The following is a 17,576-nucleotide window of genomic DNA, read 5'->3' as shown; positions in this document are numbered from 1 at the left end:
GAGGTGCGTATGAAGATCGACTGGCTCAAACCCCTCCTCGGCCACCCGGGCCCCTTTGCGACCGTATATCTGGACGCGACGCTGTCCGAGCAGGCTGCCGACCGCGACGTCGAGGGCCGCTGGAACGCGGTCCGCAAGGAGCTGGCGCGGCAGAAGGCCCCGGAGGCCGTGCTGGACGCGATCGAAGAGGCGGTGCTACGACCCGCGAGGGTCCCGGGACCGCACGGCCGGGTCGTCATCGCCGACGACACGGGCGTGCTGGTGGATCGCGTGGTGAACAACCCGCCCGCCATTACGTCGAGCTCGTGGGCCGTGGTGCCCGCGCTGCTGCAGGCCGCGCTGGCCGCCGACGAGTCCGTGGAGGTGCTCAAGGTGGCCGTGGACCGGCAGGGCGCGGACTTCCTCCGCGCGGGGCCGGGCGGCAAGGTGCACAGCACGTTCGAGGCGCCGCACGACGAGATCGCGAAGACCGGGTCCACGGGGGTCAAGCGCGCGCGCATCGAGTCCCGCGCCGAGGACTCGTGGGGCCGCAACGCGGATGCCGTCGCCGCCGAGATCGAGCGCCAGGTGGCGGAGACCAGGCCCGAGCTGGTGGTGCTCACGGGGGACAAACGGGCGGTTCCGCTCGCGCGTGCCGCGCTGAGCGCGCCGACGGCGGAGAAGGTGGTCGAGGTATCCGGTGGCGGCCGTGGCGGAGGCGTGCACGAGGGTGCGTTCGCCGAGCGCGTCTCCGAGGCGCTCGACTCCTACCGGGAGCGGCGGCGGGAACGTGTCCTGGCGGAGCTGCGGCGCGAGCTCGGCCGCGAGTCGAACGCCGTGACCTCGGTGGACGACGTCGTCGCGGTGCTCTCCCGCGGGCAGGTCAAGGAGCTCGTGCTGGCGGAGGAGTTCGGCGCCACCGGCACCGGACCCACGAACGGCCGGAAGCTCTGGATCGGTCCGGACCCGATGCACATCGCGGCGTCCCGGTCCGACCTCGAGGCGATAGGGGTGACCGAGCGGCTGGAGGAGCTGCCCGCCACGGTCGCCCTCCTGCGCGCCGCGGTGGGGCAGGACGCCGGCCTGACGTTCGCGCCCGAGGGCTCGGTGGAGCTGATGGACGGCGTCGCCGCGACCCTGCGCTGGCGCGACGACGGCACGCCCACCGAGGCACTCGCGAGCATGTCGGGCGACGATCGCCGGCTGCACTGACCTGCCCACGTGAATTCGATGTGAATTCTGAGCCGCTGCACGGGACTAAAGGCGCCCAGAACGGACGCCAGCCTGGATGGAATTTCCGATTTACCGTGTATGAGAAATTGTTGCGCCAGAATGTGTCCGTTTTGCCCATACACACGGAAACGCATTATCGGTACGGTCTCGGGCCATGGGGATGATTCATTGTGAGTACGCGCGGCTTGCCGCCGACGACTTCGACAAGGCACGTAGAGATCTGACCTGGGCGCTCGAGCACATCGACGAGCTCGCCGGCGAATGGGTGCAGATGGACCTTCCGGCACAGGAGGCGAGGTACTTCAGCATCGGCACCGTGTGGGGCCCGCTCCACACGGCGCTGCTGGCGCACGGCGGGATGCCGGTGGACCCGGTGCAGGGCGGTGCCGAGCTGGCGTCCACCGACGGGATCACACCGGTGCGCTACCTGGGCCCGGAGGACGTGGAGAAGGCCGCCGCGTTCCTGGTGGGCACGTCGTTCGCCACCCTGGCGCCGCTCGCCGTCGCCGCCCACGTGTGCGACGAGGACGTCTGCCCGGATCCGGGCGAGCACGCCACGGAGACCGATCCCGAGCGCCTGGGGGCGGCGTACGGCGAGCTCACCGCGTTCTACGGTGCCGCGGCCGAGGCGGGCGACGCGGTCGTGCTGATGCTCAACTGACCGAGCTCGCAGAGGTCCGCCACGACCAAGCGGTTGAGCATGCATTCTCGCGCTGGAGCAAGCCCAACTACTTGGTCGTGACGGACATCCTTGAACAAAGAACTGGGGCGGTGGTGCCGATCGGCACTACCGCCCCAGCTCTGTCTCGCTACGGTTCTGCCTTGGCGAGGGAGCGGGCTCAGCCCTTGTTATGGGGCGGAGCCTCGGCCGGCTCGTTCAGCCCTTGTTACGGGGCGGGGCCTCGCCCAGCTCGCTCGACGTCACGACCATGCCGCCCTGGACCGCCTGGTCGCCCTGGCCCTCCGTGGCGGCCACGAGATCGAGCGGGCCGGTGACCCGCCCGGCGGCCTTGATGTCCTCGACCGCGGTCTCGACCGCGGCCAGGGAGCCGGCCGGTACGGCCAGCGACGCGGCCACGATGGGCGTCCGCATCGATGCCTTGGCCTCGGACTTCACCTTGCGCAGTGCCGCAAGGGCGTGCCCGGCCGCAGCGAGGTCGGCTGGGTCGGCGGTGCCGCCGGCCACCCGCAGCGGCTCCGCGACGGGCCAGGCCGCGCGGTGCACGGAACCCTCGCGCCACCAGGACCAGACCTCTTCCGTGGCGAACGGGAGGTAGGGCGCCAGGAGGCGCAGCATGGTGTCGAGCGCGATGGCCAGGGCGGTGCGGGCCGACGTCGTCTCCGGGGAGATGCTCGCCGAGTCGGCACCCGCGCCATACGCACGGTCCTTGACGAGCTCGAGGTAGTCGTCGCAGAACGTCCAGAAGAACGTCTCGGTGAGCTCGAGCGCGCGGGTGTGGTCGTACGCCTCGAGCGCCGCCGTCGCCTGCTCGACGACGCCGGCCAGGCCCGCGAGCATCGACCGGTCCAGCGACACCGTGACCGCTGCCGGGTCGAGGGCGATCTCGCTGCCCGCGCCGCCGCCGAACGACAGCGCGAACTTCGAGGCGTTGAGGACCTTGATCGCCAGGCGGCGACCGATCTTCATCTGGCCCACCTCGAACGCCGCGTCCGTACCCAGGCGAGCCGAGGCCGCCCAGTACCGCACCGCGTCCGAGCCGTGCTCCACGAGCAGGTCCATCGGCGTGACGACGTTGCCCTTGGACTTCGACATCTTCTTGCGGTCCGGGTCGAGGATCCAGCCGCTGATCGTCGCGTTCTTCCAGGGCAGCACCTTGTTCTCCAGGTGCGAGCGCACCACCGTGGAGAACAGCCAGGTGCGGATGATGTCCTGGCCCTGCGGGCGCAGGTCCATCGGGTAGACGCGCTCGAACAGGTCGTTGTCGCGCTCCCAGCCGCCCACGATCTGCGGCGTCAGGGACGAGGTCGCCCAGGTGTCCATGACGTCCGCGTCACCCACGAAGCCGCCGGCCTGGCCGCGCTGCTCCTCGGTGTAGCCCGCGGGCGCCTGCGACGTCGGGTCGACGGGCAGAGCCTCCTCGGCCGGGACGATCGGGTGGTCGTAGTCCACCTCGCCCGAAGCGTCGACCGGGTACCAGAGCGGGATCGCGACACCGAAGAAGCGCTGCCGGCTGACCAGCCAGTCGCCGTTGAGGCCGTTGACCCAGTTCTGGTACCGCACCCGCATGAAGTCGGGGTGGAAGTCGAGCTCCTTGCCGCGGCCCAGCAGCTCCTCGCGAAGCGCCTGGTCGCGGCCGCCGTTGCGGATGTACCACTGGCGCGAGGTCACGATCTCGAGGGGCTTGTCACCCTTCTCGAAGAAGTTGGCCTTGCGCTGGGTCGCCACGGGCTCGCTCGGCATGTCGCCCGAGGCGGTGAGCGCCTCGACGATGGCCTTGCGGGCGCTGAAGGTCGTCTTGCCCGCGACCTCGGCCTCGAACAGCTCGGCGCCCGGACCGCCCGTGAGCCACTCCGGCAGCTCGCGCGTGATGCGGCCGTCGCGGTTGATGATCGAGCGCGTCGGAAGCTGCAGCTCGCGCCACCACTGCACGTCGGTGAGGTCACCGAAGGTGCAGCACATCGCGATGCCGGCGCCCTTGTCGGGCTCCGCCAGGTGGTGCGCCAGGACCGGGATCTCGACCCCGAACAGCGGGGACGTCACGGTGGTGCCGAACAGGTGCTGGTAGCGCTCGTCGTCCGGGTGCGCGATGAGCGCGACCGCCGCCGGGATCAGCTCGGGGCGCGTGGTCTCGATGTAGACGGGCTCGCCGTCGGGCTTGTGGAAGGCGACCTTGTGGAAGTGCCCGGGGTAGTCGCGGGCCTCCAGCTCGGCCTGGGCCACGGCGGTCTGGAACGTGACGTCCCACAGGCCCGGGGCCTCGGCCTGGTAGGCCTCGCCGCGCTGGAAGTTACGGACGAACGCCCTCTGCGCCGTGGCGCGCGAGGAGTCCCCGATGGTCTGGTACGTCTGGGCCCAGTCCACGGAGACGCCGAGGCGCCGCCAGAGCTCCTCGAACTGCTTCTCGTCCTCGGCCGTGAGCCGCTCGCAGAGCTCGACGAAGTTGCGCCGGCTGACCGGGACCTGGTCGGCGGCCTTGACGTTCTTGTCGGTGCCCTCGAACGGCGGCGTGAAGTCGGGGTCGTAGGGCAGCGACAGGTCGACGCGCACGCCGTAGTAGTTCTGCACGCGACGCTCGGTGGGCAGCCCGTTGTCGTCCCAGCCCATGGGGTAGAAGACCTCGAGGCCGCGCATGCGCTTGTAACGCGCCACGATGTCGGTGTGCGTGTAGCTGAACACGTGCCCCACGTGCAGGGAGCCCGACGCCGTGGGCGGCGGGGTGTCGATCGAGTAGATCTCGGCACGGGTCTTGGTGCGGTCGAAGGCGAAGGTCTGCTCGGCGGTCCAGCGCTCGTCGAACTTGACCTCGAGGCCGTCCGTGCTGACCTTGTCCGGTACCTCCTTGACCACCGCGCGGACGACGTCGACACCGGCTACCGAGGCGGCCGGAGAGTCGTGGGCGGGTGTGGTCTTGGCCGGGTCCGTCGGCCCGGAGGAGGCAGGAATGCTCATGCGCACCAGTGTCCCAGATTCGAGCAAGTTGAAGTGCACGTTTTCCACAGGGCGCCGCGGGCGTCGTGAACCGCCCCCGGAACCTTGCTCGACGTGTCCAGACCCTGGCGCTCCGGTCAGAGGTACAGGTCGCCTTCAGCGACCCGAGGGCCTGGCACATGGAGGTCAGCCGGCGTCCGTGAGCGCTTGCGCCAGGGTGGTGTCGTTGCAGGTGTCGCTGGTGACCGGGCCGTCGATGGAGAGCTCGACCCGGGCGTCCTGCTGCTCCGGCGACGACTGGCCGCCGCCCTTGAGCTCGACGGTCCAGCCGGTGGGGGCAACGGTCTCGACCCAGACGTCGCCGCCGTGCTCGGAGTGCTGCGGGTCGGACATCGGCTCCATGCCGTGCTCGGCGAGCACCGTGTCGAGCGATGCGGCGAGGGAGGTGAGCAGACCCTCGGCGTCGTCGATGGTGCCGGTCCCGTTGGCGCTCCTCACGTAGAGGAAGCACAGTCCGTCGTTCTGCTCGGCGATCGACGGGTAGTCGGCCATGGACTCCGCCCAGGTGAGCTCGCGCCCGTCCGGAGCCTTCTGCAGGGCGACGATGGCGTCGTCGTACAGGTCCGTGTAGCTGGCCAGGGCGTCGCCGATGGGCGGGGCCTGCTCCGTGGGGCCGTCCGGTGTGCAACCGGTGAGCGCCGCGGCCGTGAGCAGGGCCGCCAGGGTGGCGGGGACGGTCCGGGATGTGCGCACGGGGTACTCCTTGACGGGTGATGGGCTGCTTGCCCGGGATCGGCCCGGACGCTACCAGCGGCCGCACCGGCCGAGGAGGGGGAGCACTACCCATGTTCGAGATTCCGGCCCGGGCGGTACTTTCCTGATGGCGTCGCCGGACGGCGTGCCCGGCGTCGGCACGGGAGGAACCCGTGTCGGACCAGATCTACGGTGCGTCTTGTTGACCGCAGAGGCGCCCGTCGTGTGCTGTGCGGGTGGGCCTGTGCTCGGGGTTCGTCGTCTGCACCGGTGCGCTCAGCGGTTCGGAGCAACCGCCAGTTCGCGCAGGTTGGTGTTGTTCTGCAGTGCCCATCGCATGGTCCGCGGTGGGCGCCCGAGCAGGGTTTCCAGCTGGTCGGTGAGGACGTCGTACCGCCCGCCGGCGATCAGACTGGTCTGGATCCTCAGGTGCTCAGCCACGTGCCGGGCCGCAGCCGGATCGCCCAGGGACTCCTGCAGGACGGTCTCGTCAATGAAGGCCTCGTTCCAGGCCTCCAGTTCCTCAGGGATGTAGACGACCTGGCGTCCCAGCACGGCTGCGTAGTCCTCAGCGAAGCCGTACATGTCCTTCAGTTCCGGGCCGGTGAGCTCGTAGGACTTCGAGATGTGCGGAGCGGGGTCGACCAGCACCTTCACGGACACCTCTGCCAGGTCGTGAACGGCGATGGGCGCGAGCCGCTGGTTGCCGAAGGGCAGGCGCAGTTCACCGTTGCTCAGCGAGCCCAGCAGCATCCAGGTCAGATGGGGGTTCTCGGCGAACAGGGTCGAACGCACGTTGACGGTCGGGATGCCGGACCAATCCAGCACCCGCTCGCCGATCCAGTGCGCCCGCTGCTGCGGTGACCAGTCCGTGACCAGTCCGCCGAGCCAAGAACGCCGCTCCTCATCCGGTGTGGTCATCTTCTCGAGCGTCATGTACGACTGCTCGTAGTTGGACAGGTGCACGAAGGCCTCGATGTCGCCCTGGGCTCGCGCCGCCGCGGCCATCAAGGTGAGGGCATCGGCGTAGTACGGCTGCGGGGTCATGCTGAAGAAGATGCGCTTGACACCCTTCAGCGCGGCGGCCACGTCCGCGAGTTTGAGCAGGTCGCCGACGAAGACCTCGGCCCCGGCCTCGCGCAGCGACTGCGCGCGTTCGTCGTCCCGTCGCACGAACGCGCGCACCGGGTGGCCCTGTTCGAGCAGCATGTCGACCATCAACCTGCTCACGCCACCGACCTGGCCGCCGGCGCCAGTGATCAGAATGGGATTGCGCTCCGTCATTGTTGTAACTCCATCTGGTTGGGGTGAGTTGTAGTCGGAGGACGGGTTCAGGTGTGCGCGGGCGTCGTCTGCAGGAACAGGTCGAGCAGTGCCAGCAGCGTCTCCGGAGCGTCCTCGGTCGGGAAGTGGCCGGCGCCCGGGATCTCGACCACAGGTGCGTCGGGGTAGCTGAGCTTGAACGCCGGGATCACGTACTTGGGCAGCAGTGCGGTGTCCCGCATCCCGACCGCCAGCATTGCCGGCAGGCCTCGCAGCGCGGCGACAGCTTCCATGGGCGGCGGGCCGGGCGGCGGGCCCTGCGGGCCCTCCAGGACCTGCCGTGGGAACGCGATGACACCGCGGGACTCCGCCGGGGTCGGGAAGGGGCTGGAGTACGCGCGGATCCAGGTCGGCGTGGCGATCTCCGGCCGGGCGACATGCTGCAGGTCGATCATCAGGTGGGCGATGGTGTGACCCGCGTTTCCGAGGATCTGCTCGAACGAACCGTCCGAGAGCGCCGACTGGGCCCACTGGAACCACCGGCTCTCGGCGCCGTTGGCCTTCATCAGATCCTCGATGCCCTCGGCGAGAGGCAGCACGGTGTTCACCGCGAAGATCCGCGAGATCCGGCTGGGATTACGCAATGCGAACCCGGTGCCGATGGGGCCGCCCCAATCACGGACCACCAGGGTGATGTCCGTGACGTCGAGCGTGTCGACGAGCAACGATTCGAGATTCAGGATGTGTTCGCTCGCGTCGTATGTGCGGTCCTGCGGTGTCTCGCTCTTGCCGAAGCCCATGTGGTCGGGAACGACCACCCGATGGTGACGTGACAGCGGCCCGATCAGGTGGCGCCACTCGTAGCCCCACGTGGGCTCGCCGTGCAGCATGACGATCGTCTGATCGGGCCGTTCGGGACCCTCGTCGACGTAGTGCTGGCGGAAGCCGGCCGCCTCGTTGAAGCGGGCGGGATACGGCCACGTACCGTCGAACGTCTCTTCAGCAGCAATCATGGGATCTCGTGCCTTCCGGGGAGTGGGTGGTTTCGACGCCGGCGCGTTCAGAAGTCAGCTGTCGGACTCGGTCCAGCCCCGTGCAGGGCCGCGTCGGTGTCCGCTATGGCCAGCATCCTGTTGATGTCGGCCCCGGCCAGTGCGCCGGCCGCCGCGGAGGCCCCGACCTGGGCGACCAGATCGGTGGCGTTGCCGGCCACCCACACACCCGGCACCTCGGTGATGCCGGCCACGCCGGAGGCGAAACTGCGGCCCTTGTTCGGCAGGTCCTGCACCGGCAGGCTCAGCCCTTCCAGGCCCTGGGCGCGGATCTGCAGCTGCGCGAGGACCGCGAGGACGCGGCGGGCCACGACCTGGCCGTCGGCCAGGCGCACCCCGGCGAGGGCACCGTCCTCGTCGTTGACGACCTCGGTGACCGGGGTGTCGATGATGCGGATGCCGCGGGCAGCGAAGCGGGCGCGGCTGTCCTCGTCCAGGTCAGTGCCGTGGGTGAAGTAGGTCAGGTCCTCGGTCAGCTGACGGTACAGAAACGCGTGGGCGATGGAGACCGGGCCGGTGGCGAGGATACCGATGGGCTCGTCGCGCACCTCCCAGCCGTGGCAGTACGGGCAGTGCACCACGCTGTGCCCCCAGTGCTCGGCGAGCCCGGGCACCTCCGGCAGCACATCCGTGAGGCCGGTCGCCACCAGGATGCGGCGGGCGGTGATGCTGCGGCCGTCGGCCAGGGTGACGGTGAACCGCAGGTCGCCGTCCGCTGACGGGGCGGCAGGCTCGGCCGAGACCACCTCGCCGACCACGACGCGTCCGCCGTACTGGCGCACCTGCTCCCGGCCCCGTCGAAGAATCTCGGACGGCGGCGTACCGTCCAGGGCGAGGAGGCCGTGCACGGCCTCCGCGGGCGCGTTGCGCGGGGAGCCGCTGTCGATCACGACGACCGAGCGGCGGGAGCGGGCAAGGATCAGTGCACCGTTCAGCCCCGCGGCGCCCCCGCCGATCACCACCGCGTCGATGGTCCCCTCGGCCAGTGCGTCGCTCGCGTACGGAGCAGCCGTCACAGCCATGGTCTCCTGCCTTTCCTTATCGGTCATGGTTCGATCAGTCATGGTTCGGTCAGCCCTTCGAGTTCTGGGTGGCCGATCCCGGTGGTCTCGCCGTGAGGGTCGCGTGATCCTCGGCCCATGCCGCGATCCGTTCCGCGATCGCCTCGGGGGCCTCGATGTGCAGGAAGTGACCGACGTCGGGGACGACCTCCATCGCGTGCGGGGCGGCGAACCGATGGCGGTCGTCGACCTGCGGGGGGAGGATGCAGTCGTCGTCGGCACCGTGGAGGTGCAGCAGGGGCACCTCGATCGGCTGAGACAGGCGGCGCGCCGCCTTGAGCATGCCGGGTCGCATCATCTCCCGGTAGTACTTGATGGGCGCGGGCATGCTCACCCGCAGGTGCTCGTGCAGTTCCGCCTGCAGAGCTGGATCGAGCGAGAAGCCCGGTGACCACTGACGCCAGAGGCGGTCGATGAGGGCGAGATCGCGGGCGCTGGCCATCCAGCCGCTTCCCGGCAGCTGGAAGAGCGCCATGTACCAGCTCCGGCGTAGCTGAGCGGGGCGCGGCCGGCTCAGGAACGTGAGTGGGTGGGGGATGGCGAGCGCGACCGCGCGTTCGATCCGCTCCGGCGCGGTGACGACGGCATCGTAGGTGATCATGGCGCCCCAGTCGTGGCCGACCAGCTCCACGGCTCGCCCCGGAGACCAGCGGTCGATCAGCGCGAGCACGTCGCCGGTCAGGGATGCGAAGTCGAACGGCCCCGCGGTCGGGGACGGCGCGTAACCGCGAAGCCAGGGTGCGACGACGCGACGTCCGCGGCGGGCGAGCTCGGCAAGGAAGGGCTTCGCGGTCGGCGGATGGTCCGGGAAGCCATGCAGGACGACCGTCGGTTGACCATCGGGATCACCACCCTGCAGCGCGTGAAAGGTGCCGTGTGGCAGGTCGAAAGTGACGTGTTCAAATTCCATGGGTGTCAGCCTTTTCCAAGAGCGGTCGGACGACAGATGCTGATGTTGGCCTCAGCGTCTCTGGTTTCGGACATGTGCGCCTCAGGCGCCGAGTGTGCTGCGGGGTCAGCCGGCCAGTCGGTTGAGCTTGCGGATCTGTGTGTCGAAGGTGCGCGAGGGCACGATCCGGCGCAGGAGGCTGACGCGTGCCGCCATCGAGCCGGCGGTGTACCGGAGCTTGGGCTTGGCGTCGGTGGCGGCCGCGACGATCACCTTCGCGACCACGTCCGGGCCGTCGGCGTTGTGCACGGCCGTGGCCAGGACGTCTCGGGAGACCTCCCGTTGTGCGGCGTAGATCGGCAGGGGCGAGTCGGGTGCCAGGCTGCTCGCCTCGAAGCTCGTGTTTGTGTAGGCCGGCTCGACGAGCAGCATCCGGACGCCGTGCTCGCGAAGCTCGTGGTCGACGGACTCGGAGTAGCCCTCGACCGCATGCTTGGTGGCGGCGTAGATGGCCGTGAACGGGGCTGGGATCAGACCGAGTACCGAGGAGACGTTGACCACGCGGCCACTGCCCTGGGCGCGCATGTGGGGCAGCACTGCGTTGGTCATCCGCATCAGGCCGAAGACGTTGATGTCGAAGACGTCCTTGGTCTGGTTGATCGAGCTCTCTTCGCCGGCGCCGACCGCGCCCACGCCTGCGTTGTTGACCAGGACGTCGATCCGACCGAACCGCTCGATCACCTCCTCGACCAGGGAGCGGACCGACTCGTCGCTGGCCACGTCGAGATCGAGGAACGTCACCCCGGCGAGCGGCTCGGCGTTCGCCGCGTTGCGGCTCGTGCCGACCACCGCGAAGCCGGCGTCCACGAGGGCGAGCGCTGCCGCCCGCCCGATCCCGGAGGAGGCGCCCGTCACGAGGGCCACCGGGGGAGCTTTCTGCATGCTGATTCCTTCGGTTGCGGGCATGACTTCGTCGTGCCCAGTTGCGGGGTCGCCAGGACGGTTTTGTACTGACCTGTCAGAAACGTAGGCGGTTCTGTACTGAGTTGTCAAATACGGCGGGTCGGCCCTACCTTCTATGTATGGCAAGACCACGAAGCTTCGATCACGACCACGTCCTCCATGCCGCCGAACGGCAGTTCCGCGCCGCGGGCTACAACGGCACGAGCGTCGACGACATCAGCGCCGCCACCGGCCTGGGCCGCGGCAGCCTCTATGCCACGTTCGACGGCAAGCACGGCGTGCTGCTGCAGGCGATGGCCGGCTACTTCGCCCGGCTGGGGCAGGGTGCGCCGAGGGCGCTAGCCGGACCGGACGAAGGCGCCCTGGAACGACTGCACGGGTACTTGCTCCGCGCCGTCCATGGGGTGCCACTCGCCGCCGACGTACCCCCCGCGTCTGACCGGACGGCGGCGACCTGCTTCGCCGCCAAGATGGCCCTGGAGATCGGCGCCTCCGACCCCGAGGTGCAACGCCTGGCCAACGACTGCTTCTCCGTGGTCCGGACGGCGGTGGCCGAGTGTGTGCGAGCGGCGCAGCGCAACGGCGACATCGACCCCGACGCGGATCCCGACGACCTTGCGTATCTTCTGCTGACCGTCATCCGCGGGAGCGATGTCGTAGGCGCGTACGGCCACAGTCCCGCCCGCCTGACCTCGATCGCGGAGAGCGCGTTCGCAATGTTGCCTCGCCCGCGCCACCCCTGAGAAGGGCACGACCGGCCTCGTTGCGGAGGTGTCTGATGCGGTCCGCTCACTTCGACGCCGCGGAGGCGCGACCCGTAGGTTGACGCGCCGCCGGGCGGTCGTCCGAGCGGTTGGCGAAGAACTGCGCCCGCATCCAGTCGAGTTGCTCCACCGCATGCGCGGTGTCGCCGGGCTTGAACTGCACGATCAGACGCCGAACGCCTCGCAGCCAGCAGATAGTGGAACTGCGGCCGCCGCTCCGCCAACTCGGACCGCGTTTGCAGGAGTCCGTGCCAGTGCTCTGCCTCGGCGCCCTCCTGGAGCTGGGTGCCATCCCAGCGAATGCGGGCAGCGGTACGGACCCCCGCTGGGCGTCGACGAGTCGGCGGCTGACCAAGCTCAAGTCGGGAAGCCAGCGCCGTGAGCCGAGTTCTACCGGCGGTGCCGGTGAATAACGCTCCAACGCGAACGAGACAGGCGCTGTTAGTGCAGAGAAGACATCGAGGAGCCCGGACCCACCAGGCCCGGGTCAGCCGGCCAGGTGGGACCAGCGCCGCTCCAGGTCCCGCCAGTGCCCGACGGCGGCCACGTGCCCGCCGTCGAGCACGACCACCCGGTCGGCCGTCGCCAGGGTCGCCGCACGCGACGTCGTGCCCAGCACCGTGGTGCCCGCGGCTCGCAGGCCCGACCACACCTCGGCCTCGGTGACGGCGTTGAGGGCGGACGACACGTCGTCCACGAGGAGCAGGTCGGAGCCCGTGGCCAGTGCCCGGGCCAGACCGAGCCGTTGGACCTGACCGCCCGAGAGCCGCAGGCCCCGGTGCCCCACGAGCGTGCCGGTGCCGCCGGCCTCGGCGACGTCGCGGTCGAGCCCGGCGGACGCAACGGGACCGGCGACGGGGCGGTCGTGGTCGAGGCGCACGTTGTCCGCGACGGTCCCCGACACGACGTGCGGCACCTGTGCCACGTGCGCGACCCGGGGCGGGCGCAGGAACGTCTCCGGGTCGGCGACTTCGGTGCCGTTCCAGGTCAGCCGCCCGCCGACGTCGACGAGGCCCGACAGGGCGCCGAGCAGGGACGACTTGCCGGACCCGACGCGCCCCACCACCAGTACCAGCTCGCCGCGCCGCACCGTGAGGTCCACGCCCGCGACCCCCACCGTGCCGTCGTCGTGCGTGGCGCTGAAGCCGTCGAGGCGCAGCTCACGCAGGGCGCCCGGTGCAACGGTCTCGTCGGCCGGGGGCGTCCTCGGCGGGATCGTGGTGCCGGCGAACAGGTCCACGTCGCGGGGAACGTCGGCGAGGCGGTCCGTGCCCGCGTACCGGGAGGTGACCTCGACCCAGCGACGGGCGGACGCGGAGCTCGTGACGAGGTCGCCCAGCGAGTACCCGATCCAGCTGAACGTGCCGATCGAGGTGCTGACCAGGAGCGTGGTGCCCAGCGACCACGTGCCGTTCAGGTGCAGGGTCCAGGCGAGGACCGTCGCGGCCCGGCTCAGCACGGACGGGGCGAGTCCCACCAGGAAGTCGGTCTGCTCCTCGCGCAGCGAGGCCTGCACCCGGCGTCCGTCCACGCGGGCTACCTGGGCGAGCACGCCGTCGGTAGCGGCCGCGAGCTTGACGGTGCGTACGGCGTCGAGGGCGGATCCGAGCAGCCGGCCCAGCTCGGCCGCAGAGTCACCTGCCTTCCGCGCTGCGGCGGCGACGGAACGGCTGCCCAGGACCTGGGCGGCGAACATCACGCCCGCCATGCCCAGCCCGATCGCGCCGGCCAGCAGGCTTCCGCTCAGCAGCACGAGCAGCGCCAGGGTGAGCGGGGCGGTGAGGAGCTTGCGCCAGGCCTGGGTGTGGCCGGTGAGCCGGTACTCCTCCTGGACCCGGGCGGCGATCTCACCGGGGGCGTCGCGGGCGGTGCGCCGCTGCGCGGTCTGCCCGCGCAGGACTGTGAGGTGCAGCCGCAGCCGTGAGTCGGCCCACCAGCGCACGCTGGTGAGCCGGACCGTGAGCGGGAGCAGCGTGTTGGCCACCACCGCCGCCAGGACTGCGCACGCCAGCAGCCAGGGCGCGGAGCCGTGCTCCAGGTCCACGACGAGCGTCGCCCACAGCCACCCGACCACCAGGCCCGTCGAGGTGAGGTAGTCCGTCACCTCCCAGACGACGGCCGGGATGAGCAGGCCGGCCGGGCGGGCGCGCAGCGTGCTCCACACGGCGCGCACCATCGACCTGCGGCGCGGCGCTGCCGCGGCCTTGGCTCCCGGTGCCGACCGCTCGACGCCGGTCCGGGCGGCCTGCACGGACAGGTCCCCACCGCCGTGGTCGTGCTTTTCGGGGCCCACTGCTCCGGATCCGGGCGCGGCGCGGCCGGACTCGGCGGAGCGGGGATCGGCGGAGCGGAGCAAGGCGGGGCGGGGTTCGGCGGAACTGGGCGCGGCCGCCACTACTTCGGTAGCCGACTCCGCGTCCCCGTTCACCAGTCCCGCCGCGGCGACGAGCCGGGCGAAGTGGCCGTCGGACGCCGCCAGCCGGTCCCAGCGTCCGTGCTCGACCAGGCGGCCGCCGTCGAGCACGGCCACGGTGTCGGCGTGCCGCGCGGTGGACAGCCGGTGCGCGACGACTATCGCCGTCCGCCCGGCCAGTAGCTTCTGCGCGGCCAGGGTGACCCGCTCCGCCGTCGCGGGGTCCATGCGGGCGGTGGCCTCGTCGAGCACGACCACCTCGACGTCACGCACCAGGAGCCGCGCGAAGGCGACGAGCTGCTCCTCCCCGGCCGACAGGGTGACGCCGTCGGACCCCAGGCGGGTGTCCAGGCCGTCCGGCAGGGAGGCGACCCAGGCGCGCAGGCCGAGCGCGTCCATCGCCTGCTCGACCCGCTCCGCCGGGACGGGCGCCCAGAGCTTGATGTTGTCTGCGAGCGTGGCGGCGAGGATCTCGGTGCGCTGCCCGACGACGCCGACCCGTGCGCGCAGCTCGTGCACGTCCAGCCCGGTGATGTCCCGGCCGCTCAGGAACACGCTCCCCGGCGGCGGTTCCACGGCGCGGGACAGCATCTTGGTGAGCGTCGTCTTGCCCGACCCCGTCCGTCCCACCAGGGCGCACGTGCCGCCCGCCGGGATGGTCAGGGACAGCGGGCCGAGGGCAAAGCCGCCATCGTAGGTGAAGGTCAGGTCGCGCAGTTCGACGTCGACACCGGCGGACCTGCCGGAGCCGACCGGGTCGGAGCCGGCCGGGTCGGAGCCGGCCAGGTTGGACCCGCCTGCCCGGCCGGGGAAGGGCGCACCGCCGTCCGGCTCCTGGGACGCGGCCAGCAGGTCCCGCACGCGCTGGAACGTGCCGATCGCCTCCTCGACCCGCGGCAGGAGGCGGCCGAGCACGTCCACCCGGCCGACGAACCCGGTGACGAGCAGCCACAGCGTGACCAGCCGGGCGACGTCCAGCGTGCCGCCCGTAACGGCCCACACCCCGCCCACCAGGATCGCGCCCACCAGGGCGTCCAGCGGCAGCTCCGTGCGCAGCCGCACGCGCGAGAACGCCATCGACCACTCCTCCCGGAGCCGGATCTGACGCGCGGCCAGCTCGGCGTAGCGGCGCAGCGCATACCGCTGGCCATGGGCGGTGCGCAGGTCGTCCCGGGCGGTGACGGCCTCCTCGAGCTGTGCCAGGTGGTCCGAGACAGCCTCGGCGCCGCGCCGGCTCAGGTCGCGCAAGGGCCGCGCCGACCGGCGGGCGAACACGAGCACCGCGGCCGCCACCAGCGGGAACGCCACCCACGCCGGCCACCACACCAGGCCGGCGGCCACCCACCCGACCACCAGGCTGATCGCCGCCTGACCGAGGGTGATGCCGATACCGCTGATCGCGCGCGTAAGCCGCGCGGGGTCGCCGTTGACCCGGTCCAGGAGCTCGCCCACCGCCTGCTCCTCGAGCGCGGGAAGGGGCTGGCCCAGGGCAGCGGCAGCGAGGTCGGAGCGGAGCCTGGCCTCCGCGCGGGCCACCGCGCGCTGCACCACGAGCCACGTCACGGCGTCCAGCACGACGACGGCGCCGCTCACCGCCGCGAGCACGATCAGCGTGTCCCGAGCCGGGTCCGCTGCCATCCGCCCGGTGACCACCGCGGCGTACGACGACGCCGCGGCGGCCAGCAGCGCGGCCGGGACCGCGACCGCGGCGACGCGCAGGGCGCGGCGGCGCCACGAGGTGTGGCGCTGGTCGCCGGGTAGGTGGGTTCTGCGGCTCGGTCGAGCCGGTACGTGGGGCACGGCTCGACTCTGCCACTGGTCTCTGACACTCGACCGGCCCCTCCGTGAGGACGCACGGGTCACTCGACTGGCTCGTACCTCTGACACGAGTCGAGTGTCGGTGGCTCCGCGTAGCGTGGCTGACGTGACCCCCTACCGTGAGCTCGCGCCCCCGACCGGCCTGCTGCCGGTCGTGGCCTGCCTGTGGGAGCACGACGTGCCGCCCGGCCACGAGCAGCGGATCATCCCGGACGGCTGCGTGGACCTGGTCCGGCTCGACGGCGAGCTGGTGGTCGTCGGCGCCGACACCGGCCCGGTCGTCGCGGCACCCCGCGGCGCACCGGCGTCGCGCACCAGCGGCATCCGGCTCCGGCCCGGCGCGGCCGGCGCCGTCCTGGGCATCCCGGCGTCCGAGGTGCGGGACCTGCGCGTGCCTCTCGCCGAGGTGTGGCCCGACGTCGGCCCCGCGCTCGCCGACGCGCTCAGCGCAGCGGACCCGGCCGGGCGCCTGGACCTCCTCGCGCGCACGGTGCTGCAGCGCAAGGCTGAGCGCGACGGGCTCGTCGCCACGGCCGCGCGGCGCCTCGGAGTGCCCGGGTCGCGGATCTCCGGCGTCGCCGAGGACCTGGGTGTGAGCGAGCGGCACCTGCACCGCCGCACCGTGGACGCCGTCGGCTACGGGCCAAAGATGCTGGGGCGTGTGGCCCGGCTGCGGCGGCTGATCGGACTGTCCTCGGGCACACCGACATCCCTCGCGGACCGCGCCGCGGCGGCCGGGTACGCGAGCCAGGCGCACATGTCCGACGAGGTGCGCCGACTCACGGGCCTCACACCCGTCCGATTTCTGGAAGACGCCACCCTGACCGCCGCCTAGCGTCGAAGGCATGAGCACAACAACGAGCATCAACATCGAAGCCGCAAGGCGGTTCATCTACGACGACGCACGACTGCTGGAGCGACACCGCCTCGCGGCGCTGTTCGACGACGCACCAAGCAAACGTGTCCTGGACGCCCTGCGTCCTTACCGGAACGACGACGGCGGCTGGGGCCACGCCCTCGAGCCCGACCAGCGCGCGCCCAGCAGCCAGGTCTCGGCCGCACTGTCCGCGCTGGAGGTGCTCGCCGAGCTGGGCACCGCCGCCGACCCCGCGGTCACGCCGCTGGTCACCGAGACGGCCGACTGGCTGGCCTCCGTCGCGCTGCCCGACGGTCGGGTGCCGCACGTGCTGGCGTCCGGCGCCGGCTACCCGGCCGCGCCGTGGATGTCGGAACCGAGCGACGACGGGCTGCTCACCTTCGCGATCGCCGCACACCTGTGGGAGCTGGGCGTGAACCACCCCTTCCTCGACGCCGCGACGGCCTGGTGCTGGGGACAGGTGGGTGGCGAGGACCCCGTGGGCGGCTACACGGTCATGTTCGCGCTCGCCTTCCTCGACGCCGTGCCCGAGCCGGACCGCGTGGCGGCCGCCGTCGAACGGCTGCGGCCAGCCTTGCACGAGGACGGGACGATCCCCGTCGGAGGCGGGATCGACGACGAGAGGCTCAGGCCCCTCCAGCTCTCCACGAGTCCGGGCGCGCCCAGCCGGGCGCTGTTCTCCGACGCCCAGATCTCGGCGGAGCTCGACCGGCTGGAGCGCGAGCAGCTCGACGACGGCGGCTGGGACTTCGACTTCCTGCACTGGTCTCCGGGCCAGACCGTCGAGTGGCGCGGCATCGTCACCCTCGGCGCGCTGCAGACCCTCCGCTTGCACGGACGCCTCTGAACCCACCGCGAGACACAGGTTTCCGTTTGTTGTGAGCGTGATCGTTGCGACTAT

General features: G+C 71.3%; 14 protein-coding genes. 5 read left to right on the top strand and 9 right to left on the bottom strand.

Annotated elements, in window-relative coordinates:
* Window positions 1-9: 9 nt before the first annotated feature.
* Together C8K30_RS01865 and C8K30_RS01860 are read left to right on the top strand one after the other, a co-directional pair.
* The gene (locus tag C8K30_RS01865) at window positions 10-1,191 is read left to right on the top strand and encodes a Vms1/Ankzf1 family peptidyl-tRNA hydrolase (protein ID WP_108491178.1); all 1,182 of its coding nucleotides are present in this window, start codon (window positions 10-12) and stop codon (window positions 1,189-1,191) included.
* Between the two features lie 175 nt (window positions 1,192-1,366).
* A complete protein-coding gene (locus C8K30_RS01860) occupies window positions 1,367-1,873 on the top strand; it encodes a DUF1877 family protein (protein WP_108491177.1) in 507 nt (168 codons plus the stop codon).
* Between the two features lie 216 nt (window positions 1,874-2,089).
* Here the strand turns inward: C8K30_RS01860 and valS are convergent, their stop codons facing one another.
* The 7 genes from valS to C8K30_RS01825 all read right to left on the bottom strand — a co-directional run bounded on the left by valS (window position 2,090) and on the right by C8K30_RS01825 (window position 10,782).
* Complete coding sequence (valS, locus tag C8K30_RS01855; protein WP_233256918.1) at window positions 2,090-4,843, bottom strand: valine--tRNA ligase; 2,754 nt, start codon at window positions 4,841-4,843, stop codon at window positions 2,090-2,092.
* 165 nt (window positions 4,844-5,008) lie between these two features.
* Complete coding sequence (locus C8K30_RS01850) at window positions 5,009-5,575, bottom strand: hypothetical protein (protein ID WP_108491176.1); 567 nt, start codon at window positions 5,573-5,575, stop codon at window positions 5,009-5,011.
* A gap of 276 nt (window positions 5,576-5,851) precedes the next feature.
* A complete protein-coding gene (locus C8K30_RS01845) occupies window positions 5,852-6,859 on the bottom strand; it encodes an NAD(P)H-binding protein (protein ID WP_199230295.1) in 1,008 nt (335 codons plus the stop codon).
* Between the two features lie 47 nt (window positions 6,860-6,906).
* Complete coding sequence (locus tag C8K30_RS01840) at window positions 6,907-7,851, bottom strand: alpha/beta fold hydrolase (protein WP_108491175.1); 945 nt, start codon at window positions 7,849-7,851, stop codon at window positions 6,907-6,909.
* Between the two features lie 47 nt (window positions 7,852-7,898).
* Entirely contained in the window at window positions 7,899-8,912 is a 1,014-nt protein-coding gene (locus C8K30_RS01835) for an NAD(P)/FAD-dependent oxidoreductase (RefSeq protein WP_108491174.1), read from the bottom strand.
* A gap of 49 nt (window positions 8,913-8,961) precedes the next feature.
* Window positions 8,962-9,861, bottom strand: coding sequence for an alpha/beta fold hydrolase (locus C8K30_RS01830; RefSeq protein ID WP_108491173.1), 900 nt, complete (start codon window positions 9,859-9,861; stop codon window positions 8,962-8,964).
* Between the two features lie 105 nt (window positions 9,862-9,966).
* Window positions 9,967-10,782 carry an oxidoreductase gene (locus tag C8K30_RS01825; RefSeq protein WP_108491172.1) on the bottom strand — a complete coding sequence of 272 codons (816 nt, stop codon included), beginning with the start codon at window positions 10,780-10,782 and terminating at the stop codon, window positions 9,967-9,969.
* Between the two features lie 140 nt (window positions 10,783-10,922).
* On the opposite strand from C8K30_RS01825, the gene C8K30_RS01820 reads away from it, so the two are divergent.
* On the top strand, window positions 10,923-11,546 hold the full coding sequence (locus C8K30_RS01820) for a TetR/AcrR family transcriptional regulator (RefSeq protein ID WP_108491171.1): 624 nt from the start codon (window positions 10,923-10,925) through the stop codon (window positions 11,544-11,546).
* Between the two features lie 46 nt (window positions 11,547-11,592).
* On the opposite strand, the gene C8K30_RS30600 is transcribed toward C8K30_RS01820, so the two are convergent.
* Both C8K30_RS30600 and C8K30_RS01815 read right to left on the bottom strand, forming a co-directional pair.
* Entirely contained in the window at window positions 11,593-11,730 is a 138-nt protein-coding gene (locus tag C8K30_RS30600) for a hypothetical protein (RefSeq protein ID WP_158280901.1), read from the bottom strand.
* Between the two features lie 324 nt (window positions 11,731-12,054).
* Window positions 12,055-15,780 (bottom strand): ABC transporter ATP-binding protein, encoded by a 3,726-nt coding sequence (locus C8K30_RS01815; RefSeq protein ID WP_108491170.1) that lies wholly within the window; start codon window positions 15,778-15,780, stop codon window positions 12,055-12,057.
* 124 nt (window positions 15,781-15,904) lie between these two features.
* On the opposite strand from C8K30_RS01815, the gene C8K30_RS01810 reads away from it, so the two are divergent.
* Both C8K30_RS01810 and C8K30_RS01805 read left to right on the top strand, forming a co-directional pair.
* Window positions 15,905-16,633 carry a DUF6597 domain-containing transcriptional factor gene (locus tag C8K30_RS01810; RefSeq protein ID WP_108491860.1) on the top strand — a complete coding sequence of 243 codons (729 nt, stop codon included), beginning with the start codon at window positions 15,905-15,907 and terminating at the stop codon, window positions 16,631-16,633.
* 10 nt (window positions 16,634-16,643) lie between these two features.
* A complete protein-coding gene (locus C8K30_RS01805) occupies window positions 16,644-17,522 on the top strand; it encodes a hypothetical protein (RefSeq protein WP_108491169.1) in 879 nt (292 codons plus the stop codon).
* The last annotated feature ends 54 nt before the right edge of the window (window positions 17,523-17,576 follow it).

It is taken from the genome of Promicromonospora sp. AC04 (assembly GCF_003058225.1).
Taxonomy (GTDB): domain Bacteria; phylum Actinomycetota; class Actinomycetes; order Actinomycetales; family Cellulomonadaceae; genus Promicromonospora.
The sequence above is the reverse complement of the archived record's forward strand: the minus strand, read 5'-3'. Positions and strand labels throughout refer to the sequence as shown.